Source organism: Streptomyces sp. MGP-BFMKR1 (assembly GCF_057766585.1).
Window position 1 is genome coordinate 2,239,017 of record NZ_CM173408.1, and the last position, 13,728, is coordinate 2,252,744.

At 71.7% G+C, this 13,728-nt stretch carries 10 protein-coding genes; 2 read left to right on the plus strand and 8 right to left on the minus strand.

Annotated elements, in window-relative coordinates:
* Positions 1 to 23: 23 nt before the first annotated feature.
* The 3 genes from AC3CHW_RS08295 to AC3CHW_RS08305 all read right to left on the minus strand — a co-directional run bounded on the left by AC3CHW_RS08295 (position 24) and on the right by AC3CHW_RS08305 (position 2,660).
* The gene (locus tag AC3CHW_RS08295) at positions 24 to 254 is read right to left on the minus strand and encodes an acyl-CoA carboxylase subunit epsilon (protein ID WP_176164312.1); all 231 of its coding nucleotides are present in this window, start codon (positions 252 to 254) and stop codon (positions 24 to 26) included.
* A 28-nt stretch (positions 255 to 282) separates the two neighbouring features.
* Entirely contained in the window at positions 283 to 1,866 is a 1,584-nt protein-coding gene (locus AC3CHW_RS08300) for an acyl-CoA carboxylase subunit beta (RefSeq protein WP_488470030.1), read from the minus strand.
* A 263-nt stretch (positions 1,867 to 2,129) separates the two neighbouring features.
* Positions 2,130 to 2,660, minus strand: coding sequence for a hypothetical protein (locus AC3CHW_RS08305; protein WP_187062365.1), 531 nt, complete (start codon positions 2,658 to 2,660; stop codon positions 2,130 to 2,132).
* 545 nt (positions 2,661 to 3,205) lie between these two features.
* Between AC3CHW_RS08305 and AC3CHW_RS08310 the strand changes: the two genes are divergently transcribed.
* Positions 3,206 to 3,856, plus strand: coding sequence for a YceI family protein (locus tag AC3CHW_RS08310; protein WP_488470031.1), 651 nt, complete (start codon positions 3,206 to 3,208; stop codon positions 3,854 to 3,856).
* 237 nt (positions 3,857 to 4,093) lie between these two features.
* Here the strand turns inward: AC3CHW_RS08310 and cimA are convergent, their stop codons facing one another.
* The 3 genes from cimA to AC3CHW_RS08325 form a co-directional block, all read right to left on the minus strand.
* Positions 4,094 to 5,692: a citramalate synthase gene (gene cimA / locus AC3CHW_RS08315; RefSeq protein WP_488470032.1), complete on the minus strand. Its 1,599-nt coding sequence runs from the start codon at positions 5,690 to 5,692 to the stop codon at positions 4,094 to 4,096.
* 750 nt (positions 5,693 to 6,442) lie between these two features.
* The gene (locus AC3CHW_RS08320; protein ID WP_187060304.1) at positions 6,443 to 7,540 is read right to left on the minus strand and encodes a branched-chain amino acid aminotransferase; all 1,098 of its coding nucleotides are present in this window, start codon (positions 7,538 to 7,540) and stop codon (positions 6,443 to 6,445) included.
* 639 nt (positions 7,541 to 8,179) lie between these two features.
* Positions 8,180 to 9,220: a 3-isopropylmalate dehydrogenase gene (locus AC3CHW_RS08325; RefSeq protein WP_187063756.1), complete on the minus strand. Its 1,041-nt coding sequence runs from the start codon at positions 9,218 to 9,220 to the stop codon at positions 8,180 to 8,182.
* A gap of 139 nt (positions 9,221 to 9,359) precedes the next feature.
* Between AC3CHW_RS08325 and AC3CHW_RS08330 the strand changes: the two genes are divergently transcribed.
* The gene (locus tag AC3CHW_RS08330) at positions 9,360 to 11,024 is read left to right on the plus strand and encodes a purple acid phosphatase family protein (RefSeq protein WP_488470033.1); all 1,665 of its coding nucleotides are present in this window, start codon (positions 9,360 to 9,362) and stop codon (positions 11,022 to 11,024) included.
* Positions 11,025 to 11,176: 152 nt separating this feature from the next.
* Here AC3CHW_RS08330 and AC3CHW_RS08335 read toward each other — a convergent pair whose 3' ends face one another.
* Positions 11,177 to 11,305 carry a hypothetical protein gene (locus tag AC3CHW_RS08335; RefSeq protein WP_261905843.1) on the minus strand — a complete coding sequence of 43 codons (129 nt, stop codon included), beginning with the start codon at positions 11,303 to 11,305 and terminating at the stop codon, positions 11,177 to 11,179.
* 543 nt (positions 11,306 to 11,848) lie between these two features.
* Positions 11,849 to 13,480: an L-glutamate gamma-semialdehyde dehydrogenase gene (gene pruA, locus AC3CHW_RS08340; RefSeq protein ID WP_398608776.1), complete on the minus strand. Its 1,632-nt coding sequence runs from the start codon at positions 13,478 to 13,480 to the stop codon at positions 11,849 to 11,851.
* Positions 13,481 to 13,728 lie beyond the last annotated feature (248 nt).

The following is a 13,728-nucleotide window of genomic DNA, read 5'->3' on the forward strand; positions in this document are numbered from 1 at the left end:
CTGGTCGCTGTCCGGCGGGCCGGTCAGCCCTGCCAGCTGTGCGGCGCCCGGAAACCGGGCGTGCGCTCCAGGCGGCGCCAGCCGGCGGTCGAGCGGCGGGGCGCGGGCGGCGCCGTGAGGTGCTGCGTGGCGGCGGCGCGGGCGAGCAGGACCGCGGTGACGGCGGCCAGCTCCTCCGCGTCGGCGTGGCCCCGCTCCACCCGGACAACGGTGTCGGTCGACGTGTGTGCGGTGGGCTCGGTTGCGGTGCTCACAGGCTCTTCGTCTCCATTACTGCGGCGGTCACTGCGGTGGGTTGCCGTGCTTGCGGGACGGCAGGTCGGCGTGCTTGTTGCGCAGCATCGCCAGGGATCGGATCAGCACCTCGCGGGTGTCGGCCGGGTCGATCACGTCGTCGACCAGGCCCCGCTCGGCGGCGTAGTACGGGTGCATCAGCTCGGACTTGTACTCCTTGACCATGCGGGCGCGCATGGCCTCCGGGTCGTCCGCGCTGGCGATCTGCTTGCGGAAGATGACGTTGGCCGCGCCCTCGGCGCCCATGACGGCGATCTCGTTGGTCGGCCAGGCGTAGGTGAGGTCGGCCCCGATGGACTGGGAGTCCATGACGATGTAGGCGCCGCCGTACGCCTTGCGCAGGATCACCGAGATCCGCGGCACGGTGGCGTTGCAGTACGCGTACAGCATCTTGGCGCCGTGCCGGATGATGCCGCCGTGCTCCTGGTCCACGCCGGGCAGGAAGCCGGGGACGTCGAGCAGGGTGATCAGCGGGATGTTGAAGGCGTCGCACATCTGGATGAAGCGCGCGGACTTCTCCGACGCCTCGATGTCGAGCACGCCGGCCAGCGACTGCGGCTGGTTGGCGATGATGCCGACGACGGCGCCGTCGAGCCGGGTGAGCGCGCAGATGATGTTGGTCGCCCAGCGCTCGTGGACCTCCAGGTACTCGCCGTCGTCGACGATCTCCTCGATGACCTTGCGCATGTCGTACGGCCGGTTGCCGTCGGCGGGCACCAGGTCGAGCAGCGCCTCGCCGCGCCGGTCGGCGGGGTCGGCCGCCTCGGCGACGGGCGGGTTCTCCCGGTTGTTCTGCGGCAGCAGGGAGAGGAGGTAGCGCACCTCTTCGAGGCAGGTCTCCTCGTCGTCGTAGGCGAAGTGAGCCACGCCCGAGGTCTCCGCGTGCACGTCGGCGCCGCCGAGCCCGTTCTGGGAGACCTTCTCGCCGGTCACCGCCTGGACGACGTCGGGGCCCGTGATGAACATCTGCGAGGTCTCGCGGACCATGAACACGAAGTCGGTCAGCGCGGGGCTGTACGCGGCGCCGCCGGCGCAGGGGCCGAGCATGACGGAGATCTGCGGGATGACGCCGGAGGCGCGGGTGTTGCGCTGGAAGATGCCGCCGTACCCGGCGAGCGCCGAGACGCCCTCCTGGATGCGGGCCCCGGCACCGTCGTTGAGGGACACCAGCGGGGCGCCGGCCGCGATGGCCATGTCCATGATCTTGTGGATCTTGGTGGCGTGGGCCTCGCCGAGCGCGCCACCGAAGATCCGGAAGTCGTGCGCGTAGACGAAGACGGTGCGGCCGTGCACCGTGCCCCAACCGGTGATGACGCCGTCGGTGTAGGGCTTCTTGGTCTCCAGGCCGAAGCCGACCGCGCGGTGCCGCCGCAGGGGTTCGACCTCGTTGAAGGAGCCCTCGTCGAGCAGGAGGTCGATCCGCTCCCGGGCCGTCAGCTTGCCCTTGGCCTTCTGCGCCTCGGTCGCCCGCTCGCTCGGGCCGCGCCGAGCTTGCTCGCGAATGGCGTGCAGCTCGGCGACGCGCCCACGGACGTCACTCGCCGCTACGGGCGCACCTTCGAGATTGGTCATGCCAAGACGGTACGTTCCCCAGGGCTGGGAACCTCATGTCGTTTCCCTACAACGTCGTGCACGTTTTCGTGTCACAGGCGACAGAACTGCGCGGCACCCTTCCCGCATTGTCGGGCCGCTAACCCCCATTTTCCCCTGTGTATACCCCACAAAGCATAGGGGCCGCCCTCGTGCCGCCTCCACAGCGACGCACGTTCGACCGGCCCCGCCGGCCGCCTCGACGGGGCGGATGGCGGGGCCGGCGCGGTAGGGGGTGGGCGGGGTCAGCAGCCGCCGCAGTTGTAGTAGGTCACGTCCCAGTGGTTGCTCTCCCGGTAGTAGATGTTGCCGGAAGCCGACTTCCACTTCGATCCGCCGATGGACGCGAACGTGCCGGTGATGTAGTTCGACAGGCAGGTGGAGAGGCTGAAGTCGAGCTTGTAGCCGTTCCAGTGGCTGTACGTGCCACTGGCGTGCCCGGTCTCGGTGCCGCCGGTGATGTTCAACGCGCACCGACTGGCCTGCTTGAGCGTCTGGGCGCCCTGCGCGGAGCTGAGGTTGAGCTGCGTGAACGACGTGCAGTTCGGCTGGTTGCGGTCGGAGCAGCCGCCGGAGGACGACCAGGTGATGCCGGCGTCCCGGAACATCGCGGTGGCCTGCGCGTGGCTCAGCTTGGTGACCGCGTGCGCCTCGGTGGCGCCACCGACGACGCCGACACCGGGCGCGAACAGGGCGCCGAGCGCCAGCGCGAGGGCGGTGAGTAGGGACCGAACGACGCGGCGCGGGCGGCGACTGCCGGACAGCGCGTGATCCATGGGGGAACCTCCTGCTGAGGACGGACCGGACGGTGGGGCGGGTCTGCTGTGCAGGTGGAGCCCCAGGATGATGCCCGAGTTCTACGCGCGTCCGCCAGAGGTCCGGCATGAACGGAGCACCACGGGTAGGGGGCGGGGCGGGTACGGGGCGGGACCGAACCGGACATGGGGCGGGGCCGGGCATGGGGCGGGGAGCGGGGGCCCTGCCTGAGGCAGGGGGCCACGGGGCGCGGGGCGCGGAGGCACGGAGCACGGAGCACGGAGGCACGGGGCGCGGAGGCACGGAGCACGGAGCACGGAGGCACGGGGCGCGGAGGCACGGAGCACGGAGCACGGAGCACGGAGCACGGAGGCACGGAGCACGGAGCACGGAGGCACGGAGGCACGGAGGCACGGAGGCACGGAGCACGGAGGCACGGAGGCACGGGGCACCGCGTGCGAGCACGGCGCGGGGCGGCCCCGAAACGAGAAGGTTGAAAATTGAACGGAATGCCCCTACGATGAATTTCGTTGAAGCTTGAACAACAACGCCCCGAGGAGGAGCCATGGCTCTGTTCAACCGCAAGCGCAACACCACCGCCCCGGCCGCTGCCGCCGCCACTGGCACCGCCGTCGTCGACGCCGCGGCGCCCCAGGCGAACCCGGCCCTCGCGGGGCTCACGGGTGAGTACACGATCGACCCGGCGCACAGCAACATCGGCTTCACGGTGCGCCACGCGATGGTCACCAACGTGCGGGGCTCGTTCATCGACCACGAGGGCACCCTGCGGCTCGACGGCGCCGACCCGGCCCGCTCCAGCGCCGCCATCGACGTCCGGATCGCCAGCGTCGACACCGGCATCAAGGACCGCGACGCGCACCTGCTCGGCGAGGACTTCTTCGACGCCGAGCGCTTCCCGCTGATGACCTTCCGCAGCACCGGCATCGAGCAGACCGACGACGAGAGCTTCCACGTCACCGGCGACCTGACCATCAAGGACGTCACCCGGCCGGTCAGCATCGACCTCGACTTCAACGGTGCGGCGACCGACGTCTACGGGGCCGAGCGCGTCGGCTTCGAGGGCAGCGCCACCATCCTGCGCTCCGACTGGGGCCTGACCTGGAACGCCGCCCTGGAGACCGGCGGCGTCATGGTCAGCGACAAGGTGAAGCTCACCTTCGACATCTCCGCCGTCAAGGCCGCCCCCACGGCCTGACCCCCCGAACTCCGCGGCCCCGTCCGAGCCCTCCCCCGTGGGCCGGCCGGGGCCGCGGTGCGTTGGGGCGTACCCCGCACCCCACGCGTACCGGGGCCTGGTCGGCACGGGGCGGTGAGCCCGGCGGGACGGGGCGGTTGGCACGGGGCGGCGGGGCCGGGCGGACGGGGCGGCGCGCGCCGCCCCGTCCGGCCGGCCGGCGCTCCCCCGCTTCGGGGCCGCCCCGCCGCGCGCCGCCTACTCCTGCGGTTCGACGCCCGCGCGCAGCAGGCCGTAGGTGTACGCGTCCTCCAGCGCCTCCCAGGAGGCGGCGATCACGTTGTCGCCGACGCCCACCGTGGCCCATTCGCCCCGGCCGTCGCTGGTGGAGACCAGGACCCGGGTGGTGGACTCGGTGCCGTGCCGGCCTTCCAGGATGCGGACCTTGTAGTCGACCAACTCCAGGCCGGCGAGGTGCGGGTAGATCCGCTCCAGGCCCACCCGGAGCGCCCGGTCCAGGGCGTTGACGGGGCCGTTGCCCTCCGCCGTCGCCACGATGCGCTCGCCCTTGGCCCACAGCTTCACCGTCGCCTCGTTGGCGTGCGTGCCGTCCGGGCGGGTCTCGACGATGCCGCGCCAGGACTCGACCCGGAAGTACCGGCGCGCCCGGCCCTCCGCCTCGGCCCGGAGCAGCAACTCGAAGGAGGCGTCGGCCGCCTCGTACGTGTAGCCCTCCAACTCCCGTTCCTTGACCCGCTCCACGACCCGGGCGACCAGCGCGCGGTCGTCGCTGATGTCGATGCCGAGCTCCTTGCCCTTGAGCTCGATGGACGCGCGGCCCGCCATGTCGGAGACCAGCATGCGCATGGTGTTGCCGACCCGCTCCGGGTCGATGTGCTGGTACAGGTCCGGGTCCACCTTGATCGCCGAGGCGTGCAGGCCGGCCTTGTGGGCGAAGGCCGAGACGCCGACGTAGGGCTGGTGGGTGGAGGGCGTGAGGTTGACGACCTCCGCGATGGCGTGGGAGACCCGCGTCATCTCGGCGAGCGCCCCCGCGGGCAGCACCGTCTTGGCGTACTTCAGCTCAAGGGCGGCGACGACCGGGAACAGGTTGGCGTTGCCGACCCGTTCGCCGTAGCCGTTGGCCGTGCACTGCACGTGGGTGGCGCCCGCGTCCACGGCGGCCAGGGTGTTGGCGACGGCGCACCCCGTGTCGTCCTGGGCGTGGATGCCCAGGCGCGCACCGGTGTCGGCGAGCACCGTGGCGACGACCGCCTGCACCTGGGCGGGCAGCATGCCGCCGTTGGTGTCGCACAGCACGACCACGTCGGCGCCCGCCTCGTGCGCGGCTCTGACGACCTGCTTGGCGTAGTCGGGATTGCCCCGGTAACCGTCGAAGAAGTGCTCGCAGTCGACGAACACCCGCCGGCCCTGGGAGCGGAGGTAGGAGACGGTGTCGCGCACCATCTCCAGGTTCTCCTCCAGCGTGGTCCGCAGCGCGAGCTCCACGTGTCGGTCGTGGGACTTGGCGACGAGCGTGATGACCGGCGCCCCCGAGTCGAGCAGCGCCCGCACCTGCGGGTCGTCCTGGGCCCGCGTCCCGGCCCGGCGCGTCGCGCCGAACGCGACGAGTTGGGCGTGCTGGAAGTCGATCTCGGCGCGGGCGCGGGCGAAGAACTCCGTGTCCCGGGGGTTGGCGCCGGGCCAGCCGCCTTCGATGAACCCCACGCCGAACGCGTCCAGGTGCCGGGCGATCGTCAGCTTGTCCGCGACGGTGAGGTTGATGCCCTCGCGCTGCGCTCCGTCGCGCAGCGTGGTGTCGAACACGTGGAAGTTGTCGTCGAGTGCGTCCGTCATGCTGATCTGGCTCCTGTCGGGATCTCGGTCTACCGGAATGACCGGTTCCACCGCCCCCACTATGCTCCCGTGCGCTCCGTCCCCTGGGGCAGATGGTCCAGGAAACGAAAAAACCCCTCGCGGGTGCGAGAGGTCTGCGCGCGGGTCTGGGACGACGGTGTCCGCGCCGTACTCGGTTCGTACGGGGCGGTCACTGCGGACCGGCGCGCCTGCTGCCAATAATCATGGCGAACGAGAGCACGGCAGGAGTGTGCCACACGCCCCGGTGCGACACCCGCCCGTCTCACGATGCGGGAGCCCCCGGCCGGCCGCCGCGCGCCGCTCCCGCCGACGTGGTCCGGTCCGACCGGGCGACGGCGTACGGGACCACGGAGCGCGACCACTCGGACGGGGGACGGAGCGCGCGCCCCGACGGGGCGCAGGGCGCGGGCCCGCACCGGGGCACGGGGCGCTAAACCACAACGGGGCAGCACGGCGCACGGGGCGCCGGCCCCCACGGAGCACGGAGCACGGGGCACGGAGCGCGGGCCCGCAACGGAGGACGGGGCACTGGCCCCCACGGGGCGCGAGCGCGGGTCCCCAACGGAGCACCGGGCGCGGGCGCTTGGCACCTCCCCCTGCGTGGCGCGAGGCCGTGGTGGGCGCGCGAGGGCCCGCCCACGCGCGCGGTGGCGGCGACGTCGGGCGGGCCCGTCGGCGGTCGGTGGTGACCGGTGTCGATTGGTGTTGACCGGTGTTGACCGGTGTTGATCAGCCCAGCGGGTGCATCCAGTGGTGGGTGTCGGGCGCGGCGCCCGTCTGGATGTCCAGCAGCGCGGTGCGCAGCTTCATGGTGATCTCACCGGGCTGGCCGTCGCCCACCGTCCAGTCCGCGCGGGCGGACTTCACGGAGCCGACGGGGGTGATGACGGCGGCGGTGCCGCAGGCGAAGACCTCGGTCAGCGAGCCGTCGGCGTTGCCGTTCTTCCAGTCGTCGACGGAGATGCGACCCTCCTCGAACTCGTACCCCAGGTCCTCGGCGATTCTGAGGAGCGAGGCGCGGGTGATGCCGGGCAGCAGGGAGCCGGACAGTTCCGGGGTGACGATGCGCACCGCGTCGCCCGAGCGGTAGACGAAGTACAAGTTCATGCCGCCCATCTCCTCGATCCAGCGGCGCTCGATGGCGTCCAGCCAGACCACCTGGTCGCAGCCCTTCTCGGCGGCCTGCGCCTGGGCGACGAGGGACGCGGCGTAGTTGCCGCCGGCCTTGGCGGCACCGGTGCCGCCGGGGGCCGCGCGGACGTACTCCTCGGACAGCCACACCGAGACCGGCTTCACGCCGCTGGGGAAGTAGGCGCCGGCGGGGGACGCGATGACCACGAACAGGTACTCGTTGGCCGGGCGCACGCCGAGGCCGACCTCGGTGGCGATCATGAATGGCCGCAGGTACAGCGACTGTTCACCGCTGGCCGGCACCCATGCCTTGTCCTGGGTGACCAGGGCGTCGCAGGCGGCGATGAAGGTCTCGACCGGCAGCTCGGGCATGGCCAGCCGGCGGGCGGACGCCTGGAAACGGGCGGCGTTGGCGTCGGGGCGGAAGGTGGCGACGGTGCCGTCGGGCTGCCGGTACGCCTTGAGGCCCTCGAAGATGGTCTGCGCGTAGTGCAGCGTCATGTTGGCCGGGTCGATCGACAGCGGCGCGTACGGAACGAGCTGGGCCTCGTGCCAACCGCGGCCCTCGGTCCACTTGATGGTCACCATGTGGTCGGTGAAGTGGCGGCCGAACCCGGGGCTGGCCAGAATCTTCTCGCGCTCCGCGGCCGGCAGCGGATGCGAGGAGGGCTTGAGCTCGATCGTGGTCGTCGTCATGAGTACGTGTCCTTCACCAGGTGGGTTCGGCGGACCGCGCTCACTTCCGTCCCTGTCAGTCGGCTATAACGTCCAAGATTCGCCTTGTGTTGCGGCCCCACGTTCGATTATCGCTCGTGCGCAACCGTCCAGGGAACACAAGGCCGCACCTCGGCGCGCGCGGGCCTGACCTCGATGGTCGCACCCCGCCGCGCGGAAGCACAGCGACGGTGAGAAGGCTCCCATCATCGTTCGCGCCCGCGGCCACCGCCCTGGAAGCGAACGACCGTCCGCTTCGGGCCGGGCCCCGCCTCCGCCCGCCCACGGAGCCCAGGCCGCGCCTCGACCGCCCCGACCCGCGGCGCACGGACCACGATTCCCCTTGCCCCCGGCGTCCCGCGCCCCGCACGAGCGCCGCCCCGTGCCCCGTGCCCCGTGCCCCGTGCCCCGTGCCCCGTGCCCCGTGCCCCGTGCCCCGTGCCCCCAGGGAGGATCGATGGCGCGCGGCGCCCCGTACGGGAGTCGACGGTGGTGTGGGCGGTGCGGATCCACGCGGGGACGCCTCGGGGCCCCGCGCGTCAGCACGGGGCCCCGAGGCAGCGGTCCGTATGACCGGTCAGCGCGTCGTGTTCGTCACACGCCGGGCACGCGGCGCACGCGTCAGGCCGTGACGCGGATGGCGAGCGCGTCGCCGATCTCGTCCGTGGTCCGGGTCACACCGTCGCGGGCGGCCAGGTCCTCGGTGACCGCGGTCTCGACACGGGCCGCCTCCGCCTCGTACCCCAGGTGTCGCAGCAGCAGCGCGACGGAGAGCACCGTGGCGGTCGGGTCGGCCTTGCCGGTGCCGGCGATGTCGGGGGCCGAGCCGTGGACCGGTTCGAACATGGACGGGAAGGCGCCGGTGGGGTTGATGTTGCCGCTGGCGGCCAGCCCGATGCCACCGGTGACGGCGGCGGCCAGGTCGGTGACGATGTCGCCGAAGAGGTTGTCGGTGACGATGACGTCGAAGCGCTCCGGCTGCGTGACGAAGAAGATCGTCGCCGCGTCCACGTGCAGGTAGTCGGTGGTGACGTCCGGGTACTCCTGGCCGACCCGGTCGAAGATGTTCTTCCACAGGTGGCCTGCGTAGACCAGGACGTTGTTCTTGTGCACGAGCGTCAGCTTCTTGCGGGGGCGGGCGTTGGCCCGCTCGTACGCGTCGCGCACCACGCGCTCCACGCCGTACGCGGTGTTGACGCTCACCTCGGTGGCGACCTCGGCGGGCGTGCCGGTGCGCAGGCTGCCGCCGTTGCCGGTGTACGGGCCCTCGGTGCCCTCGCGGACCACGACGAAGTCGATCTCGGGGCGGCCGGCGAGCGGCGTCGGGGTGTTCGGGAAGAGCTTGGAGGGGCGGAGGTTGACGTAGTGGTCGAAGGCGAACCGCAGCTTGAGCAGCAGGCCGCGCTCCAGGACGCCGGAGGGCACGGAGGGGTCACCGATCGCCCCGAGCAGGATCGCGTCGTGGTCCTTGAGGCTCTCAAGTTCCGCGTCGGGCAGGGTTTCTCCGGTCGCGTGCCAGCGCCGCGCGCCGAGGTCGTACTCCCGGGTCTCCAGCTTCACGTCCTGCGGGAGCACCGCCGAGAGCACTTTGAGGCCCTGGGCCACCACTTCCTGGCCGATTCCGTCACCGGGGATCACTGCGAGGCGAATGCTGCGAGACATGCGAGGACCCTACTCTTCGTCCCATTCGTTGACACGTCGTGTCCATAGTTCGGACGGGCGCTCGCCAGACAAGTGGCGTTCACTCCAGATACGGCGGTAATACAGCACGGAGTTGATCACGGCTGGGAGCTTTCCTGGCATGACCGCTCATTCCCGCCAGCCGGGCCCCCACTCCCCTGGTTCCGCCGATCTCCCCCGGGTCGGCATCCCCGATGAGCTGGCCCGCCGGATGTCCATGCCGGAACAACACGCCTACCTGCGCGCCAAGCTGTCGCGGCGCGGCGCCCTGCGCACCGGCGCGGCGACCGTGGGGACGGTCGCCGGAGCCGGCTTGCTCGCCGGCTCCGCCAACGCCGACCCGCGCCCCGTCGCCGCCGCGCACGCCCCCGCCGCGCACGCCCCCGCCACGGAGCGCGTTGACGGCTCGTTCGTCGCCCCGTTCGGTCGCCACCTGGCCTTCGGCGCCGACCCGAAGACCCAGATGCGGATCTCGTGGCAGGTCCCGTTCGCCGTGCGGCGGCCGTACGTACGGATCGGGGTCGAGCCCTGGCGGTTGAGCCGGAAGATCGAGGCGGAGGTCCGCGACCTGCACACGCCGGCGCTGTCCGACAAGCTGCCCACGGTGCGGCAGTTCTACCTGCACGCCGCGCTGGACGGGCTGCGCCCCGGCACGACGTACTACTACGGCGTGGGCCACGACGGCTTCGACCCGACCGACCCGAGCCGCCTTGCGACGATCGGCAGCTTCCGGACGGCGCCCGCGCGGCCCGAGGAGTTCGTCTTCACCGCCTTCGGCGACCAGGGCGTCAGCTACGACGCGCTCGCCAACGACCAGTTGATCCTCGGCCAGAACCCGTCGTTCCACCTGCACGCCGGCGACCTGTGCTACGCGGACACCACGGGGCACGGCGAGGAGTCGGACGTCTACGACGCGCGGGTGTGGGACCAGTTCCTCGCGCAGACCGAATCGGTCGCCGCGCGGGTGCCGTGGATGGTGACCACCGGCAACCACGACATGGAGGCGTGGTACAGCCCCAACGGCTACGGCGGCCAACTCGCGCGCTGGACGCTGCCGGACAACGGCCCCGATCCGCGCGAGGCCCCCGGCGTGTACTCCTTCACCTACGGCAACGTGGGCGTGGTCGCCCTCGACGCCAACGACGTCTCGTACGAGATCACCGCCAACCTCGGCTACACGGGCGGGCGCCAGACGGCCTGGCTCGACCGGCGCCTCGGCGAGCTGCGCCGGAGCCCTGGCATCGACTTCGTCGTGGTCTTCTTCCACCACTGCGCCTACTCGACCACCAGCGCGCACGCCTCGGACGGCGGCGTGCGCGACGCGTGGGTGCCGCTGTTCGAGAAGCACCAGGTGGACCTGGTCATCAACGGCCACAACCACGTCTACGAGCGCACCGACGCGCTGCGCGGCGGCGCGGTGGCCAAGGAGGTACCGATCGGCGAGAGCGTGGACCCGGCGCGCGACGGCATCGTGTACGTCACGGCGGGCGGCGCGGGCAAGGCGCTCTACAGCTTCCCGGTGCCGGACAGCTACGAGGGGCACGTCAGGGACCGCGACCACGTGCGGACGTACCACTGGGTCAAGGGCGCGGAGAAGGCCGAGAAGCCGGAAAAGAGCGAGGAGGACGTGGAGTGGTCCCGCGTGCGCTTCACGGGCTTCTCCTTCGTCGCGGTCAGCGTGAGCGCCGGCGCACGACCCCGGATGCGGGTGACCACCCTGGCGGAGAGCGGCGAGCGCGTGGACCACTTCGAGATCACGCGCTCGCGGCGGCACGGTCGCGCGTAACCACCCCGCCGCGCCGCGCCGTCGCCGCCGGATGAGCGCCGACGGGGCGACGGGGCGGGCCCGCGACGCCCGCCCCGTGCCCCGTGCCCCCGGGGAGGACCGGTGGTCCGGGTGGCGGGGCCCGGGGCGTGTGTCCGGGGAGTGAGGCGGTGTCAGTGACCGGTGGAGCCGCCGTTGTCGCGGCGGTCGAGCGCGCGCTGGAGCGCGGCGGCGGCGTTCTTGCGGTCGGTGTCGTCGTCGCGGCGGGCAGCGTGCCTGATCCTGCGAACGGTGTCGGCCATGATGCACGTCTCCAATGCCAATGCCAGAACCCGAAGGGGAATGGAATCGCCGGAAGGGCGGGAGCCTGGATACGGCAGGGGTCACCTGCGCGACGCAGCCGGCTCATCCGCCGTCGCTCGATGGAGCGAGACGTTCGGCTTCCACAAACGTAAGCCAGCGAAGCGGAGCTGTCTGCCCCATTACTCGGACTTCCTACTATCTGAGACGGCGGCACTACCAAGGCTCCGCTGGCACCTGCCCTGGGCGTCCCGTCTGGTGGACACCCAGGCCCCCGTCCGACGCGCGGACGGTGCGCTACGCCACCCGCGGGAAGCGCGCTCCGGATGAGCGGGCCGGACGCGCGGGCCGCGCGGCATGCGCGAGACGGGCGGGGCGGGGCCGCCGCGTACGGGGCGCGCCCGGGGGCGACGGGCGCTGGCGCCGGGTACACCTCCGCCCCCGGCCGGTTGGGGGACCAGACGGGGGCGGAAGCTGGTGGCGCGCACGCGTGGCGCGCGCCGGACCGGACCGACCGGGTCGGACCGGTCGGCGTGTGGGGCTGATCAGCCCATGTGCGGGTAGCGGTAGTCGGTCGGCGGGACCAGGGTCTCCTTGATGGAGCGGGTGGAGGTCCAGCGCATCAGGTTCTGCTTGGCGCCGGCCTTGTCGTTCGTGCCGGAGGCACGACCGCCGCCGAACGGCTGCTGACCGACGACGGCACCGGTCGGCTTGTCGTTGATGTAGAAGTTGCCCGCCGCGAAGCGCAACGCCTCACAGGTGGCGGCGGCAGCGGCGCGGTCCTGCGCGATGACGCAGCCGGTCAGGCCGTACGCCGAGGCGGACTCCATCTGGGTGAGCATCTCGTCGTACTTCTCGTCGTCGTAGACGAAGACGCCGAGGATGGGGCCGAAGTACTCGTCCTTGAAGATCTCGTTCTCGGGGTCGGTCGAGACGAGCACCGTCGGACGGACGAAGTAGCCCACGCTGTCGTCGTACGTGCCGCCGGCGACGACCTCGATCGTCGGGTCGGCCTTGGCACGGTCGATGGCGGCCTTGTTCTTCGCGAAGGACCGCTCGTCGATGACGGCCGACATGAAGTTCGACAGGTCGGTGACGTCGCCCATGGTCAGGGCGTTCACCTCGGCGGCGAACTCCTCCTTGAGGCCGTTCTCCCACAGCGAGCGCGGCACGTAGGCGCGCGAGGCGGCGGAGCACTTCTGGCCCTGGAACTCGAAGGCGCCACGGGTCATCGCCGTCTTGAGGACCGCCGGGTCGGCGGACGGGTGGGCGACGATGAAGTCCTTGCCGCCGGTCTCGCCGACCAGACGCGGGTAGGTCTTGTACTTCTCGATGTTGTTGCCGACCGTCTTCCACAGGTACTGGAAGGTCTTGGTCGAGCCGGTGAAGTGGATGCCCGCCAGGTCGGGGTGGTTCAGGGCCACCTCGGAGACGGCGATGCCGTCGCCGGTCACCAGGTTGATGACGCCCTTCGGCAGCCCGGCCTCCTCCAGGAGCTGCATCAGCAGCACGGCGGCGTGGGTCTGGGTCGGGGACGGCTTCCACACGACCGTGTTGCCCATCAGCGCCGGGGCGGTCGGCAGGTTGCCGGCGATGGCGGTGAAGTTGAAGGGGGTGATGGCGTAGACGAAGCCCTCGAGCGGCCGGTGGTCGCTGCGGTTCCACACGCCCGGGGCGTTGGCCATCGGCTGCTCCGCCATGATCTGGCGCGCGAAGTGCACGTTGAAGCGCCAGAAGTCGACCAGCTCACAGGGGGTGTCGATCTCCGCCTGCTGGGCGGTCTTGGACTGGCCCAGCATGGTGGAGGCGGCCAGCGTCTCGCGCCAGGGGCCGGAGAGCAGCTCGGCGGCCTTGAGGATGATCGCGGCGCGGTCGTCGAAGGCCAGGGCGCGCCACGCGGGGGCGGCGGCCAGCGCGGCGTCCACCGCGTCCTGGGCGTCCTGGGTGGTGGCGTTCCCGTAGGTGCCGAGCTTGGCGGCGTGGTTGTGCGGCTGTACGACGTCGAAGCGGTCGCCGCCGCCCATCCGCTTCTCGCCACCGATGGTCATCGGCAGGTCGATGGGGTTCTCGGCAAGCTCCTTGAGCTTGATCTCAAGACGGGCGCGCTCGGGAGTGCCGGGTGCGTAGGTGTGCACCGGCTCGTTCACCGGCGCGGGGACCTGGGTCACAGCGTCCATGGCCGTGTCTCCTTCGATCGTCGGGTCTGCGTACGAAAACGTTCTGCGTACGGAACGTAAGGGCGGCGGCACGGGGGCCACCAGGCCGCGGGGCCGTCGAGCTTCCGCCACGGCGCCGGCTCGGCCCCGTACGGCGGCCCCTCCGGTGCCGTCCGCGCTCCGCTCCGCGCTGGCCTGCGCCGGGCGGTTCGGTGGGGGCGCCGGGGGTGCCGGCGTTCGCCGGTCGCAGGGCGCCCCCTGCCAGTCTT

Coding starts and splice junctions, on each gene's coding strand:
- AC3CHW_RS08335 (WP_261905843.1), bottom strand. CDS start 11,305: ATGGCCGACACCGTTCGCAGGATCAGGCACGCTGCCCGCCGCGACGAC.
- AC3CHW_RS08310 (WP_488470031.1), top strand. CDS start 3,206: ATGGCTCTGTTCAACCGCAAGCGCAACACCACCGCCCCGGCCGCTGCC.
- AC3CHW_RS08305 (WP_187062365.1), bottom strand. CDS start 2,660: ATGGATCACGCGCTGTCCGGCAGTCGCCGCCCGCGCCGCGTCGTTCGG.
- cimA (WP_488470032.1), bottom strand. CDS start 5,692: ATGACGGACGCACTCGACGACAACTTCCACGTGTTCGACACCACGCTG.
- AC3CHW_RS08300 (WP_488470030.1), bottom strand. CDS start 1,866: ATGACCAATCTCGAAGGTGCGCCCGTAGCGGCGAGTGACGTCCGTGGG.
- AC3CHW_RS08325 (WP_187063756.1), bottom strand. CDS start 9,220: ATGTCTCGCAGCATTCGCCTCGCAGTGATCCCCGGTGACGGAATCGGC.
- AC3CHW_RS08320 (WP_187060304.1), bottom strand. CDS start 7,540: ATGACGACGACCACGATCGAGCTCAAGCCCTCCTCGCATCCGCTGCCG.
- pruA (WP_398608776.1), bottom strand. CDS start 13,480: ATGGACGCTGTGACCCAGGTCCCCGCGCCGGTGAACGAGCCGGTGCAC.
- AC3CHW_RS08330 (WP_488470033.1), top strand. CDS start 9,360: ATGACCGCTCATTCCCGCCAGCCGGGCCCCCACTCCCCTGGTTCCGCC.